Here is a 14,486-nt window from a genome sequence, read left to right as displayed (position 1 = left end):
ATTTTATTGACTTATTTTTTCGCCTAATTTGGTAAAAAGTTCACCCAATAGTTTTCGGTCAACCTTTTTTTCGTTTAACGCATCTGCTTTATCTTCAAAACTATTTTCTAATTCTGTAATTCTGATGTTAATATCAGTGCTAAGATTATCAATGTTTTGTAATAACTCAGACTTTACGTCGTCCATTAATGCTTCTAATTCTTGCTTCTTAGTAAGAATGTCTTTTTTTAGTGTTTCAAACTCACTATCGTAAGCTTGCATGTTTTCACCAAAAATAAGTTGCTTGATTGCATCTATTTTTGAAGTTGCTTCTGTAGATGATTGCATGGTTTCGTCCTTAAATTTGTCTGTTTTTGCCATTAGGATAATTTAAGTATCAAAAGTAGCAAAAAAATAGACATAATAGCATTTAATCAGTGTTTTGCATGAATTCTTCTGCTTTCAGGACCATATTTTTGCTTCCGCAGAAAAAAGGTACTCTTTGATGCAGTTCTGAAGGCTCAATATCCATGATACGTTTAAAACCATCACTAGCTTTCCCGTTTGCTTGTTCTGCAAGGTAGGCCATAGGATTACACTCGTAAAGTAAACGTAGTTTTCCGTCTTGATTTTTTGAACTTTTAGGATACATATAAATACCACCTTTAATCATATTTCTATGAAAATCTGAAACTAGAGATCCAATATACCTTGAAGTATATGGCCTGTCATTTTCTTCCATTTGGCAATATTTGATGTAATTTTTTACGCCTTGAGGAAAATGTGTGTAGTTACCTTCGTTTACAGAGTAAATGTTTCCGTCTTCTGGAAACTCCATGTCTGGATGTGATAAGTAAAATGTACCAATTGCTGGGTTTAGTGTAAATCCATTAACGCCATGTCCAGTAGTATAAACTAACATTGTTGATGTTCCGTACACAACATAACCTGCTGCTACTTGTTGGTTACCTGGTTGTAAAAAGTCTTCGATAGTTACAGGTGTTCCTACTGGAGTAACACGTCTATAAATAGAAAAAATTGTACCAACTGAAACGTTTACATCAATATTAGAAGACCCATCTAGTGGATCAATTAATACAATATATTTATTTTGGTTGTTGTCATCTTGACTGTTAATTGTAATAAAATCATCCTCTTCTTCACTTGCAATACCACAAACAATGTTACGATTTGTAAGTGTTTGTATAAATTTATCGTTGGCATAAACATCCAGTTTTTGTTGGTCTTCACCTTGGATGTTTGTGTCTCCTGCTGCACCAATTATATCAACTAGACCAGCTTTGTTAACTTCATGGTTTACAACCTTGGCAGCTAAACGAATAGAATTTATTAAACGAGATAATTCTCCAGAAGTAAATTTGAAAGACGCTTGGTTTTCAATAATAAATTCTCCTAAAGTTTGATTTTTCTTAGACATGGGTAGTAGTTGTGTTTATTTGTACAAATATCGCATTTTTTAACAATTATAACGTTGTAGTCTATCAAATTTTGGTTTAAGAAATTTTCTTAAAGTATATTTGAGTAAATTAATGATTTATGGAGTATACTATTCGTTTTGCAGAAAAAAGAGATGTCAGTGCTATTTTAGGCTTAATACAAGAGCTTGCTGTTTTTGAAAAAGAGCCTGATGCGGTTATTGTAACAGAAGCAGATTTGTTAAAATATGGTTTTGGAGACAAGCCATTATTCACTTGTTTTGTGGCAGAAAAAGAAAGTGAAATAGTTGCAATAGCATTAATTTATATTCGTTTTTCTACATGGAAAGGTCAAACGGTGCATTTAGAAGATTTAATTGTTAGTGATGCACACAGAGGTAGTGGATTAGGTACGCTGTTATTAAACGAAGTTATTAAATATGGTTACAGTTTGGGTGTTAAACGTATTTGTTGGGAAGTTTTAGATTGGAATGCCCCAGCAATAAAATTTTACGAAAGTAAAGGCGCAACACTATTAAAAGATTGGTATTTAGTCCAAATGGATGAAACAAGTATAAAAAACTACATCGATAACATATAAATGAGGGTATTTAAATTTGGTGGAGCTTCTGTAAAAGATGCTAATGGGGTTAAAAATCTAATAGCTGTATTAGAGCAAGTTGGTCATGCTAACACGATTATTGTAGTATCTGCAATGGGTAAAACAACAAACGCATTAGAGCTTGTTGTTGGTTGTTATTTTAATGATAAAAGAGAAGTGCAAAGTGCTATTCAGGACGTGGTAGATTATCATAACACCATTATGTTTGCCCTTTTTGAAAACACAAATCATCCTGTTTTTAAAGTTACAAGTGATTTAATTGACGAACTTAAAAACTTTTTGAATACTAATAAGTCTCCTGATTATAACTTTGTTTACGATCAAGTTATTGGATTTGGAGAATTGTTGTCAACAACCATTATTAGTCAGTATTTGTCTTTAATAGAAATAGATAATAATTGGGTAGATGTACGCCAAGTTATTAAAACAGATGATTATTATAGAAATGCCAATGTAAATTGGGAAACCACACAACAATTGGTCTCTAAAAACATAGATTCTAAAAAGTTAAATGTGACGCAAGGGTTTTTAGGAAGCGATAAAAATAATTTTACAACAACTTTAGGAAGAGAAGGTAGTGATTATACTGCAGCGATTTTAGCATACTGTTTAAATGCAAATGATGTTACTATCTGGAAAGATGTGCCTGGTGTTTTAAATGCTGACCCAAGACATTTTAAGCAGACCCAGCTGCTTAATTCTATATCCTATACGGAAGCGATTGAGTTAGCCTTTTATGGCGCATCAGTCATACATCCTAAAACTTTACAACCATTACAACGTAAAGAAATACCATTATATGTTAAGTCGTTTTTAAATCCAAAAGCGCCAGGAACAGTAGTTAATAAAACGGAAGGGGTTATACCTTTAGTACCGTGTTTTATTGTCAAGCAAAACCAAGTGCTACTATCGCTTTCAACATTAGATTTTTCCTACATAGTAGAGGATAATATTAGTGAAATTTTTAACCTTTTATCCAAATATAAAATGAAGGTTAGCGTTATTCAGAACTCGGCAATTAGTTTTTCTGTCTGTTTTGATAATAATTACAATAATTTAGAGCATTTATTATTGCATTTAAAAGCAAAATTTAAAGTGACGTGTAATACGGGTGTATCTCTATATACCATAAGACATTACAATGAAAAATCGGTTATTGATTTAGAGGCAGGAAAGACTGTTTTATTAAAACAAATGTTCCAAGAGACATTACAAATAGTAACAAAATAAATCTAATGAATTACATTTGTAAATTCAAATATGATAAAAATTAAATGGGATTAGTCACAGCAAAAGAAGTTTCGAGCGCTATAAACCTTAGTAAATACGGGTTTTTAGGGACATTTGTTGGTTGGATACTAATGAAAGTATTGAAAATTTCCAGCTTAAATAATGTCTATAATCGCAACAAGCATTTGTCAGATATAGAGTTTTTGGATGGTATTTTGGATGAGTTTCAAATTAAATTCGAAATTCCTGAAGAAGATTTAAAACGTTTACCAAAAGATGGTGCTTATATTACTGTTTCTAATCATCCATTAGGTGGGATTGATGGTATTTTGCTTTTAAAATTAATGCTTGAACAAAGGGAAGATTTTAAAATTATTGCTAATTTCTTATTACATCGTATAGAGCCGATGAAGCCATATATAATGCCTGTTAACCCTTTTGAAGATAGAAAAGACGTTAAATCAAGTTTGGCTGGATTTAAAAGTGCTATTTCTCATTTAAGAGATGGACATCCTTTAGGTATTTTTCCTGCAGGTGAAGTATCTACTTACAGAGATGGTAAATTAGTTGTCGATAAACCTTGGGAAGAAGCGGCTATGAAATTGGTAAAAAAAGCTAATGTACCGGTTGTACCTATATATTTTCACGCTCAGAATAGTAAGTTATTTTATAAATTATCTAAGATTAGTGACATTTTTAGAACTGCCAAATTACCATCAGAATTATTTACTCAAAAACGTAGGGTCATTAAGGTTAGAATAGGGAAACCTATTTCTATTAAAGACCAAGCAGAACATGAATCGTTATCTGATTTTTCAGAATTTATTAGAAGAAAAACATACATGTTGTCAAATGCTTTTCAACCTAAAGAAAAGATTATAGATACTATTTCTTCCAGTTTAAAAGCGCCAAAATCTGTAAAAGCGCCAAAGCAAATTGTAACTCCGGTTAGTCAGGAAGCCATTATTAAAGAAGTGGATGCATTGCGTGAACAAGACTGTAAATTATTGACTAGTAAAAATTACGAAGTCTTTTTATCTACAGCTGCAGCTATGCCTAATCTTTTACGTGAGATTGGACGTTTGAGAGAAATCACATTTAGAGAGGTTGGAGAAGGAACTAATGAACCAATAGATTTAGACGAATTTGATAATTATTACCATCATTTATTTTTATGGGATAGTGAAGCTAATGTTTTAGCTGGAGCCTATAGAATGGGATTAGGTTCTCAAATATTTGCTAATTATGGCATAAACGGGTTTTATTTACAAGATTTATTTGGTTTTGAACCTGAGTTATATAAAATGATGAGCGAGTCTATTGAGATGGGTCGTGCATTTATTATCAAAGAATACCAACAAAAACCAATGCCTTTATTTTTACTTTGGAAAGGTATTGTGCATACAACATTACGCCATCCCGAGCATAAGTATTTAATTGGTGGGGTAAGTATTAGTAATCAATTTTCAGAATTCTCTAAGTCATTAATGATTGAGTTTATGAAATCTCATTACTACGATCCTTATGTTGCACAGTATGTACATCCTAAAAAAGAATTTAAGGTTAAGCTTAAGGATGCCGATAAAGACTTTGTTTTTGATGCAACTGAGGCTGATTTAAATAAATTTGATAAGATTATTGATGAGATTGAACCGGGTGCTTTAAGATTGCCAGTGTTGCTTAAAAAATATATCAAACAAAATGCACGTCTAGTTGCTTTTAATGTAGATCCATTATTTAATAATGCGGTTGACGGTTTAATGTATATCAAAATTGAAGACCTTCCAGAAAGTACAGTAAGACCTGTTATGGAAGAGTTTCAAGCAGAGTTAGAGCGTAAGATTTCTGATCAGAATGAGTAACAAATTAGTAATTGTATTTGCTTTTTTTGTAAATTCAATTGGATTTGCGCAGACTTTTACTGGTACAATATTAGCTGCGGATAGTAATCTTCCTTTGCCTAACGTAACGGTTTATTTTGATGGTACTACAATAGGCGTCATTACAGACATGGACGGTTTATTTAGTATAACCTCTAATCAAAACATTAACGTTCCTTTAGTAGCTAGTTTTATAGGGTATGAAAGTCAAATTATAAACAAGGACATCCTTCAAGCCAATCCAATTATTAAATTAAAACCTCAAACTACTAATTTAGAAGAGGTTATTCTGTCTGATGATGATTGGTCAAGATCAAAAAAACTAGGGTATTTTACGCGTGAGTTTTTAGGGCATTCAGTCTATAGTAAAGATTGTAAAATAACTAACCTTGATAATGTTAGGTTTAGATATAGTAAAGTAGATCAAACTATGTACGCCATGGCTGATCAACCAATAATTATAATCAATAAGTATTTGGGATATAAGGTGGAGTATAATCTTATAGATTTTGAAATAGAATTCAAAAGTCCACCTTCTGGTTTAAACTATGTTAGTAAAGTGCTTTATAGCGGTACAAGTGTTTTTTCTGAATTGAGTAAAAAGAAGACTAAAAAACGCTATATCCAAAACCGAAACGTTGTTTATAAAACCTCTTTATTATATTTTATGCGAAGCTTGGCTAAAAACACACTTAAGCAAAATGGTTTTAGATTATTTAAAAGGGAAAGCGCGGATGACTCTGACCCATTGTTTGAAACAACGCAGACTTCTGTTTTTAGAGTGGTTAAATCAGAAAGCGATTTAAAAGAAGTGTCTTTTTTTGATTCAAATAAAGTAGTGGTTAGTTTTGATAATTTGGAACAAGCTTTTCTGTTACCAAATGCGGAAGACAACATATTTTATATAGACGCTTTTGGTATACATTCGCCTGTAAACAGTGTCTTATTTGGCGGTGTTTTTGGTAGTAATAGAATAGTCTCCATGTTACCAATTAATTATAATCTAGAGTAAAGATTATTTATTACAATTTACCTGGGTCTTTACAAAAAAGTCATTGACTACACGTCTGCATTCGTTTAATTGGTCTAAATCTATCGAGTAAAAAAGATTTTTACCTTTTACCTTTTGTTTTAATAACCCTATTTTTCTAATCTCACCTAAATGTTGAGATATGGTTGGTTGCGATAACCCGGTTTTTTCTACTAGTGCATTACAATTACAATCTTTGTTTTCGCTAATATGCTGTATCATTGCTATTCTAGCAGGATGCCCTAAAACTTTAGTGAAACTTGCGACTTGATTTTGAGAAGCATTAAACAATTGTCTTTTTGAAAACCCCATAGTAATATGTATAATTAAATATTATTAAAACGTGATATTGCAATATCACAATGATAAAAATACATAAAAAACCAAAATCAATACCGATTTTGGTTTTAAATTTTTGATTTAAAATTATTTACCAAATAATCTTTGAAAAAAGTTTTTAGTCTTTTTAGTTGTTTCTTCAATCACTTCTTTAGCATCTTCTGCTAAGTCTTCTAATTTATCTCCCGCTTCATCAGCAAACTTAGAGGCTTTATCCTTGGCATCATCTAAAAGCTCTTTTGCGTCTTCATTTATAAACTCAGTCGCTTTTGCTTTTACTTTATCGTAAGTCTCTTTGGCATCATCAGACAGCTCGTCAAATTTATCTCCTGCTTCTTTAGCCATTTTGCTTGCTTTGTCTTTAGCATCGTCCATAAACTCTTTAGCATCTTCATTAATAAACTCTGTCGCCTTAGCTTTTGCTTTTTCAAAAGTTTCTTTTGCTTCCGATTTGATATCGTCAAATTTTGCTTCAGCTTTGTCTAATACTTCAGACGTTTTTTCTTTTGCAGCGTCTAATGTTTCATTACTAGCTTCTTTAGCATTGTTAGCTGTATCTTCCACAGTGTTTTCTATATCTTTAATAGTCTCTTCTGCTTCGCTTTCGATGTTTTTATGGTCTTCGCTCATGTTTATTATGTTAGTTTTCTGATGGCTAATATATTACAATAATAAATGATTATTCTAAAAATGTTTTATCTATGGGCTCCCAAAGTTCTATTTTATTACCATCGTTGTCTAGTATCCAGCCAAATTTTCCATAGCTGTATTCTTCAATTTCTCCTAGAACGGTAACACCTTCTTCTTTTAAGACTTTTATTAACTCTTGTAAATTCTCTACACGATAGTTAAACATGAACTCTTTTTTTGAAGGTTCAAAATGCTTAGTATCCTCTTTAAACGGACTCCATTGTGTAGAACAGTCGTTTCCTTCTTTATCTTTCCACCAAAAGGTAGATCCGTAATCGTCTGTATTAAACCCTAAGTGTTTTTTATACCAATCTTTTGAGGCTTTAGGATCTTTTGTTTTAAAAAATAGACCTCCTATTCCTGTGACGCGTTTTTTCATTTTTTTAAATTTAATGTAGATTCATAAATTGTGATCCACTCTTTAATAGTCATTTTACCTAGTAATTGAGTAATCAAATCATAAGGGATATCATCTATCTTTTTAAACCTGATACAACTTTTGCCCATATCTATTTTGTATTTGCAGTGTTTTGGATATTCTGATACAAACCAGCTATATAGTTCTTTGTTTGCATATAAACCAGAGTGATAAATAGCAATAAAGTTTTTTTGAGAGGCAACGTTTATAAACGGTAAAGGCGGAAATGGTTTACAATGGTAACCTGCCGGGTAAATAGATTTTGGTACAAAATACGCCAGCATACCATAACCCATACCTGATTCAAGCCCTTTTGGCATGTGTTTTAGTATTAGATTATGTAGTTTGCTAATAGCAGTTTTTCTTTCTTCTGGTAGTTGTGCTATATAGTCTTCCGGAGTATTTATTTGAGTACTCATTTTAGTTAGTTGTGGTGGTATAAAACTAAGAAAATTTTGCTTTGATTTTGTCTACAATAGTTTGTGCTAATTTTTCTTTGCTTTCTATGGTCCAACCTGCCACGTGGGGTGATAGTATTACTTGGTCTGATTGAATAAGATATTTAAATGCTTCTGGCATATTGTTGTCACTAAATAAGTTTTCGAAAGATGATTTTTCGTATTCTAAAACGTCTAATCCAGCTCCTAATATTTGTCCTGATTTTAAAGCAGAAACTAAGTCTGAGGTTACTACACTTTTACCACGTGCGGTATTGATAAGCCAGAAAGGTTTTGCAAATCCTTTTATTAAATCTGAATTGATCATTTTTATTGTAGATGGTGTTTCTGGTGTATGTAAGCTTAAAACATCTGCTTTTTCTTGAAGCTCTGCTAAGCTAACTTGAGTAGCATTTTTGTCTCCCATATTTGGTTTAAGATCGTAACACAAAACAGTGACATCAAAACCGCGTAGTTTTTTAGCAAATGCTTTTCCCATGTTACCATAACCAATTAGCCCAACGGTTTTACCGTCTAGTTCTAGACCTCTATTGTCTTCGCGTAGCCATTTGCCTTCTCTAACTTCTTTATCTGCTTTATTTAGCTTGTTAAATAGCGATAGGAGCATGGCTAAGCTGTGTTCTCCAACTGCATTACGATTACCTTCCGGTGCAGCTATTAGTGTTACACCTTTGCGCTCTGCATAGTCGCAGTCAATATTTTCTAATCCTGCACCTACACGTCCTATAAATTTTAGATTTGTTGCAGCATCTAAAAATGAAGCATCTATACTAAATCGGCTTCTGATTATAAAACCATCGTATTGATTTATTTTTTGCTGAATAACGTCTTTAGACGATGTAAAATCTTCATGATTAGTATAACCTAATGCGTTAAGTTGCTCTATAAGTAATGGGTGATTGGCGTCTAGATGAAGTATTTTCATTTTGAAATATAAGTGTTGTTTAAATTTTAGGGTAAGTGGTTTGTGTTAATTCGTGTTTTACTGTTCCGGTATGTGCGGTACTTAGTTTTTCGAATAGTAAGACGTGAACCTCTTCGTTATTTTTTGTACACGGGTTATGTTCTACTCCTTTTGGTACCACAATAATTTGACCAGGATGGACTACTTCTGTACGGTCTCTAAATTGCATGTATAATGTGCCTTTAATTACTTGAAAAAGTTCGTCTTCATTATCATGACTATGCCATACAAATTCGCCTTTAAGTTTAGCTAGTAAGACTTGCATATTATCTACTATAGCAATTTGATGTGGTTGCCAGTTATCTGTAAACTTAGATAGTTTTTGATTAATGTCTAATGTTTTCATAGCTTAAAAGTAGTGTTTTTAAGCGTTAGTGGTAGAAATGGCATCCTTTTTTTTGCTGCCATAAATGGCAAAAAAAAGATATAATGGATGGCACGACCTTTAGGTAACGCCCAAATGATATTAAAACCCTAAGATGGATTTTGCAATTAGAAAGTATAATAATATTCCAAAAACATCATTACTTGTTGTAATAAATGGCCCTGTTGCTACTGCTGGATCGATACCTCTTTTATCTAAAAATATAGGGATAAAAGTACCAATTAAAGCAGCCATTATTATTACCGCAATTAAAGCTATTGCTATAGTTATGGATATTAAATAGGGTGTTTTAAATACAAAATGAGTCACTACTATTGCAACAAGTGCTATAGCTACACCGTTTACCAATCCTAATATAGCCTCTTTAAAAAGACGTTTTATAATGTTGCCATCTATACTGTTATTTGCAAGTCCTTGTACTACAATTGCAGAGGATTGTACCCCTACGTTACCTGCTGTTGCTTGTATTAATGGTACAAAGCTTAAAAGTATAATAAACTCGCCCATGGAGCCATTAAAACCTTCAATAATACTTGCAGCACCAAGTCCACCAAACATACCAATAAGTAACCATGGTAGTCTTGCTTTTGTAAGTTTTAAGATGCTATCATCCGCCTCTACATCCTGAGATATACCTGCTGCCATTTGGTAATCTTTGTCAGCTTCTTCACGGATAACATCTACAATATCATCAATGGTAATACGTCCTAATAGGGTCTTGTTTTGATCTACTACTGGAATGGCTTCTAAATCATACTTTTGCATGATTTTAGCGACCTCTTCAGCGTCTTCTTCTACGTAAACATAGTCTACGTTGGAGTTAGATAGTTCTGCTATTTTTTGTTCGCTTTTTGCAGTTAGTAAATCTTTTAAGGATAGACGTCCTAATAATTTTTCTTGCTTGTCTACGACGTAAATAGAGTGTACGCGACTAACGTGCTGTGCTTGTCCACGTATACGACGTAAACAACCAGCAACGGTCCAAGTCTCGTATACTTTTACTAGTTCTTTTGCCATCAATCCACCAGCGGTATCCTCGTCATAGGCTAGTAATTCTTGAATTTCGGCTTTGTGTTCTTGATCTTCTATTTGAGATATAACCTCCGCTTGACGCGCTTCTGGAAGCTCCGCAATAATATCTGCAGCATCATCGGTATCAAGTTCTTCAATTTCTTCTGCAATCTCTTTAGCAGAAAGATTTTTTAAAACCTTTTCACGATTATCCTCATCCAATTCCATTAGGACATCGGACGTGGTCTCAGAGTCTAGAAGTTTTATAACATACATTGCTTCTTCTAGATTTACTTCGTCTAAAATTTCGGCAATATCGGCGTAGTGAAACTCTTCTAAAAGTAGTTTAAGTGCTATATCGTCTTTTTGTTCGATAAGCAACTCTACCTGCTCTATAAGGGCATCTGTAAGCTGAAATTGTATGTTTTGATTGTCTTCCACCAACTAATTATTTGTCGTTTTCGATAAGGCTTGTTAACTCTAAAAATTGTGCAACGCTAATTTGTTCTGGTCGCTTGTCAAAGATAGGGTTTGCTTTTAGACTATCAGACAATTCCATTGTTTTTAAACTGTTACGCATGGTTTTACGACGTTGTTGAAATGCTTGTTTTACAACTCTGAAAAATAGTTTTTCGTCACATGGTAAACTGTAATCCGCTTTTCTAATTAAACGCAGTACGCCAGACTCTACTCTTGGCGGTGGATTAAATACGGTTGGAGGTACAGTAAATAAATACTCTGCATCATAAAAGGCTTGGGTTAACACGGATAAAATACCGTAAACCTTACTACCTTCTTTAGAGCAAATACGTTGTGCAACTTCTTTTTGAAACATTCCTGAAAATTCTGGAATTTGGTCGCGAAGCTCTAATGTTTTAAATACAATTTGTGTCGAGATATTGTATGGAAAATTTCCAATTATAGCTAATGGCTCTTCACTAAAAGTTGTGCTTAAATCGTATTTTAAAAAATCTTGTTCTATAATTCTAGGCGCTAAATTAAGATAGTTGTTTTGTAGGTATTCTACACTGTCTCTATCTATCTCAATAACGTAAGTTGTAATTGGTTTTTTTAGTAAGTATTTGGTTAAAACACCCATTCCTGGTCCAATCTCTAAGACGTTTTTATAACCATTTAAAGTTAAGGAATCCGCAATAGCCTCTGCAATACTTTCGTCTTCCAAAAAGTGTTGCCCTAAGAATTTTTTTGCTTTAACTTGATGATTGTTATGTTTTTGATGTGCCATAAAATAGGTTGTTTTTCAGCTTAAGCTGAATTATTTAAACGTTACCGAATACTCGTCCACAATTTGAAGCTCTGTTCTAAAGGCTAACATTTTGTCTGCAAACTTTTTTAATCCTTCATTTCTAAGCGCATCTGCGTCTTCTTTATAATACGCATCTAAAGCTTCTCTAGAATATGATTTATACTGAATAGAATAGGTTTGTCCACCCATTTCCTCGTCCACAAGTACTTTTGTTAAGGTTGCTTTTTCAAACTTACCAGTTGCTAAAACTGTTGGAATGTGTTGTTTGATCCAGATTAACCACTCGTCATGAGCGCTATCATCTATATTTACTGTGACGTTGTATATGTACATTTTTTAGATTTAAAGGATTTCTGCTTAAGCAGAAATAGCTATTAGCGTAAAGTTTTTGCAAATAACATAAGTTCTTGGTCGTCCTCAAAGGGTTTTACCTTTTTTTCGTAGGTTAAACCTAATTTTTCTATCAGTTTTATGGATGCAGCGTTATTTGGAGCCGTTATTGCGCCAATTTTTTTGATTTTAAATGTTTCCGTTGCTAATTTTAAAATGGCTTTAGAGGATTCTAACCCAAACCCTTTACCTTCAAATTCCGGTAGCATTGCAAATCCAAGATCAGGTAGCTCTAAATGTTCTCTTTTAGTTAGTCCGCATGTTCCAATAGGTATGTTGTTTTCTGATTTTAGTAACAGTTTGTAAAATCCATAGCCTAACTCGGCATAATTTTTTAAATGCCCTTCTTTTATACGTTGTTGTGCTTTTTGTATTGTGTTAATTTTACGATCGCCAATAAATTTTTTAAACTTTGGGGTGTTAATTAAGTCCATAAAAAACGGTGCATCGTCTACTGTAAATTTAGTTATAATAAGACGTTCTGTTTCTGCTACTATCATAATAGTGGTTAGTTTATAGCATCGCCGCGTAGTGCTCTAAATTTTTTTCTAGCCTCAACAGCATAAATACTATCTGCGTGTTCAAACAATATGGTTTCGTATAATTTTTTAGCTTCCTCTGGTTGTGCTAAATGATTAACTAATAGTTCCGCTAGATTATATAAGGCGTTATCCATTAAAATACTGTCCTTAAAATCTGCAATTATGCGTTGGTAGTTTGTTTTTGCTTTTTGATAGTCCTTTTTTGCCTCAAACAAGGCTGCTTGTTTTAGCAAGGTCTGTGGTATGATAACTTCCGTTTTATGTGCTTCTAGAATAGTGTCTAGTACATTAATAGCGTCGTCGTTTTTATTTTGATAAGCCAGTAAGTCTGCTTTAGCATATTTGGTTAAAGCAATTTGTAAAGAATCCTCCGCTCTGTTATCACTAATTAGTAGTTTTAAATCTAAAGCATCATTAGCTGTTAGTTGAGAGGTAGACGATTTTAGTATTTTTAGCTGAGATTCTGCCCATTTAAAGTCACCTTTATAATAACTAGCTTTTGCTATTCTAAATCTTGCTTCTTGTGCAACTGTACTATTTTTTAAGTTACGCTCAATCTGTGTGTAATATATTAAAGCTTGGTTAAATTTTTCTTCTAATACTAAGATGTCACCTAGTTCTAGTTTTACTGATGCTAAGTCTAATTCTGAAATATTGTATTTTAAAGTGTCTTTTAATAATTTAATAGCGTCTTCCTTTTGATTTAAATAAAAGGCTAAAAAATGAGCATAATTAATCTGTAGTTCTAAGGTTTGTGGTGTTTTGCCATAAGTCTCTAAGATTAAAACATAGCTGTCTTTAATTGCTGGATAATCTTTAGAAACCGCAATTTGTGTTTGTATGTCTAGGACTTTTAAGTGTCCCGCTAACTTCATACTATTGTTTTGTGTGCTTTCAATAATAAAATTGAAGACGTCCAAAGCGACATCATATTGTTTTTGCGTTTGCGCAATTAGACCTAATTCTACCAAACGGCTTAAGCTTTCTAATTCTCTTTTATAAATGGCTTTTTCTTGGACAAAAGCTTTATTGTAGTCTTTTTGTTGAATAAATAACCAACTTAGCATCTCATTCCAGATTAGATCTTGAGATTGCTGACTTTTTTTTAATAGAATTTTTCTTAGAAAAATGTTATTCTCACTGTTACCATCCTCGGATATAAACTCGCTAACATTCCGTTTTATCGTGTTTTGATAGTTGTCACTATCCTCAATAAGATTAATGTAACTAGTAAACATTTTCTGAACATCACCTTGCTCTCCATAAATACGCGCTAATTGCATATTAAAGTTTAATGTTGGTTTTAATTCTGAAGCTTTGTTGTATGCTGTAATAGCATTATCTAAAAGAGATAGTTTCTGGAAAGTAGGTCCTACGCGGTACACATTATTTGGGTTTTCATCCAAAGTTGCTAAGGCTTGTTTGTAATAGATGTTAGCATTTATAGTATCGTTTTGTAATTGATAGTTATATCCTAAATGCACTATTAGGTCAGGCTGAGCTTTGGTTTGAATGGCGTCAATTAATCTGTTTTCAACATCTTTATACAGCTCTAATTGTTGCTCTATTTTTATTATCTGTATTAGGTAATTGGTGTTTCTATTGTTTTTAGAGTATAATTTTTTATAGCTGATTAAAGCTTTTTCAAATTCACCAGTATTAAAATACTCACGCGCAACAAGGTCTTCCTGAGCGTTAACTGCAAAGGATAGTGTTAATAGTAATAGTATTAGTACGCGTTTAATAATCATGATTGTAAATATAACAAATACCAAAGTCAGTCATTGTAAATATTATGCAAAAAAAATGCCCGAACAGTGTTCAGGCATTAAGCCAATCTCATAA

17 protein-coding genes are annotated in these 14,486 nt (G+C 32.7%); 4 read left to right on the top strand and 13 right to left on the bottom strand.

What is annotated here, in order from left to right; translation table 11 throughout:
- Window positions 1-3 precede the first annotated feature (3 nt).
- Together BMZ09_RS05425 and fbp are read right to left on the bottom strand one after the other, a co-directional pair.
- Complete coding sequence (locus tag BMZ09_RS05425; RefSeq protein ID WP_090838239.1) at window positions 4-360, bottom strand: fructose 1,6-bisphosphatase; 357 nt, start codon at window positions 358-360, stop codon at window positions 4-6.
- Window positions 361-409: 49 nt separating this feature from the next.
- Complete coding sequence (fbp, locus tag BMZ09_RS05420; RefSeq protein WP_090838237.1) at window positions 410-1,417, bottom strand: class 1 fructose-bisphosphatase; 1,008 nt, start codon at window positions 1,415-1,417, stop codon at window positions 410-412.
- A 119-nt stretch (window positions 1,418-1,536) separates the two neighbouring features.
- Here fbp and BMZ09_RS05415 point away from each other — a divergent pair, with 119 nt between their 5' ends.
- The 4 genes from BMZ09_RS05415 to BMZ09_RS05400 are packed head-to-tail and all read left to right on the top strand — an operon-like array spanning window position 1,537 to window position 6,159.
- Entirely contained in the window at window positions 1,537-2,016 is a 480-nt protein-coding gene (locus tag BMZ09_RS05415; protein WP_090838234.1) for a GNAT family N-acetyltransferase, read from the top strand.
- Window positions 2,017-3,267, top strand: a complete 1,251-nt coding sequence (locus BMZ09_RS05410) for an aspartate kinase (RefSeq protein WP_090838232.1) — start codon at window positions 2,017-2,019, stop codon at window positions 3,265-3,267.
- A gap of 44 nt (window positions 3,268-3,311) precedes the next feature.
- Window positions 3,312-5,129, top strand: coding sequence for a GNAT family N-acyltransferase (locus BMZ09_RS05405; protein WP_090838229.1), 1,818 nt, complete (start codon window positions 3,312-3,314; stop codon window positions 5,127-5,129).
- Window positions 5,122-6,159 (top strand): carboxypeptidase-like regulatory domain-containing protein, encoded by a 1,038-nt coding sequence (locus BMZ09_RS05400; protein WP_090838227.1) that lies wholly within the window; start codon window positions 5,122-5,124, stop codon window positions 6,157-6,159. The genes BMZ09_RS05405 and BMZ09_RS05400 overlap by 8 nt, the downstream gene beginning before the upstream one ends.
- A gap of 3 nt (window positions 6,160-6,162) precedes the next feature.
- Here the strand turns inward: BMZ09_RS05400 and BMZ09_RS05395 are convergent, their stop codons facing one another.
- The 11 genes from BMZ09_RS05395 to BMZ09_RS05345 form a co-directional block, all read right to left on the bottom strand.
- Window positions 6,163-6,489: an ArsR/SmtB family transcription factor gene (locus tag BMZ09_RS05395; protein ID WP_090838225.1), complete on the bottom strand. Its 327-nt coding sequence runs from the start codon at window positions 6,487-6,489 to the stop codon at window positions 6,163-6,165.
- Between the two features lie 114 nt (window positions 6,490-6,603).
- Window positions 6,604-7,146 carry a hypothetical protein gene (locus tag BMZ09_RS05390; RefSeq protein ID WP_090838223.1) on the bottom strand — a complete coding sequence of 181 codons (543 nt, stop codon included), beginning with the start codon at window positions 7,144-7,146 and terminating at the stop codon, window positions 6,604-6,606.
- Window positions 7,147-7,195: 49 nt separating this feature from the next.
- A complete protein-coding gene (locus tag BMZ09_RS05385) occupies window positions 7,196-7,585 on the bottom strand; it encodes a VOC family protein (RefSeq protein WP_090838221.1) in 390 nt (129 codons plus the stop codon).
- Window positions 7,582-8,043: a DUF1801 domain-containing protein gene (locus BMZ09_RS05380; protein WP_090838219.1), complete on the bottom strand. Its 462-nt coding sequence runs from the start codon at window positions 8,041-8,043 to the stop codon at window positions 7,582-7,584. The genes BMZ09_RS05385 and BMZ09_RS05380 overlap by 4 nt, the downstream gene beginning before the upstream one ends.
- A gap of 25 nt (window positions 8,044-8,068) precedes the next feature.
- Window positions 8,069-9,007, bottom strand: a complete 939-nt coding sequence (locus BMZ09_RS05375) for a 2-hydroxyacid dehydrogenase (protein ID WP_090838217.1) — start codon at window positions 9,005-9,007, stop codon at window positions 8,069-8,071.
- Window positions 9,008-9,026: 19 nt separating this feature from the next.
- Entirely contained in the window at window positions 9,027-9,392 is a 366-nt protein-coding gene (locus BMZ09_RS05370) for a cupin domain-containing protein (protein WP_090838215.1), read from the bottom strand.
- Window positions 9,393-9,512: 120 nt separating this feature from the next.
- The gene (gene mgtE / locus BMZ09_RS05365) at window positions 9,513-10,886 is read right to left on the bottom strand and encodes a magnesium transporter (RefSeq protein ID WP_090838213.1); all 1,374 of its coding nucleotides are present in this window, start codon (window positions 10,884-10,886) and stop codon (window positions 9,513-9,515) included.
- A 4-nt stretch (window positions 10,887-10,890) separates the two neighbouring features.
- On the bottom strand, window positions 10,891-11,688 hold the full coding sequence (rsmA, locus tag BMZ09_RS05360) for a 16S rRNA (adenine(1518)-N(6)/adenine(1519)-N(6))-dimethyltransferase RsmA (RefSeq protein ID WP_090838212.1): 798 nt from the start codon (window positions 11,686-11,688) through the stop codon (window positions 10,891-10,893).
- Window positions 11,689-11,718: 30 nt separating this feature from the next.
- Window positions 11,719-12,042, bottom strand: a complete 324-nt coding sequence (locus BMZ09_RS05355) for a DUF4286 family protein (RefSeq protein ID WP_090838210.1) — start codon at window positions 12,040-12,042, stop codon at window positions 11,719-11,721.
- A 41-nt stretch (window positions 12,043-12,083) separates the two neighbouring features.
- A complete protein-coding gene (locus tag BMZ09_RS05350; protein ID WP_090838209.1) occupies window positions 12,084-12,599 on the bottom strand; it encodes a GNAT family N-acetyltransferase in 516 nt (171 codons plus the stop codon).
- An 8-nt stretch (window positions 12,600-12,607) separates the two neighbouring features.
- Window positions 12,608-14,392, bottom strand: a complete 1,785-nt coding sequence (locus BMZ09_RS05345; protein WP_090838208.1) for a tetratricopeptide repeat protein — start codon at window positions 14,390-14,392, stop codon at window positions 12,608-12,610.
- Between the last annotated feature and the right edge of the window lie 94 nt (window positions 14,393-14,486).

The organism is Olleya namhaensis, assembly GCF_900114005.1.
In the GTDB taxonomy this organism is placed as follows: Bacteria; Bacteroidota; Bacteroidia; order Flavobacteriales; family Flavobacteriaceae; genus Olleya; species Olleya namhaensis.
The sequence above is the reverse complement of the archived record's forward strand: the minus strand, read 5'-3'. Positions and strand labels throughout refer to the sequence as shown.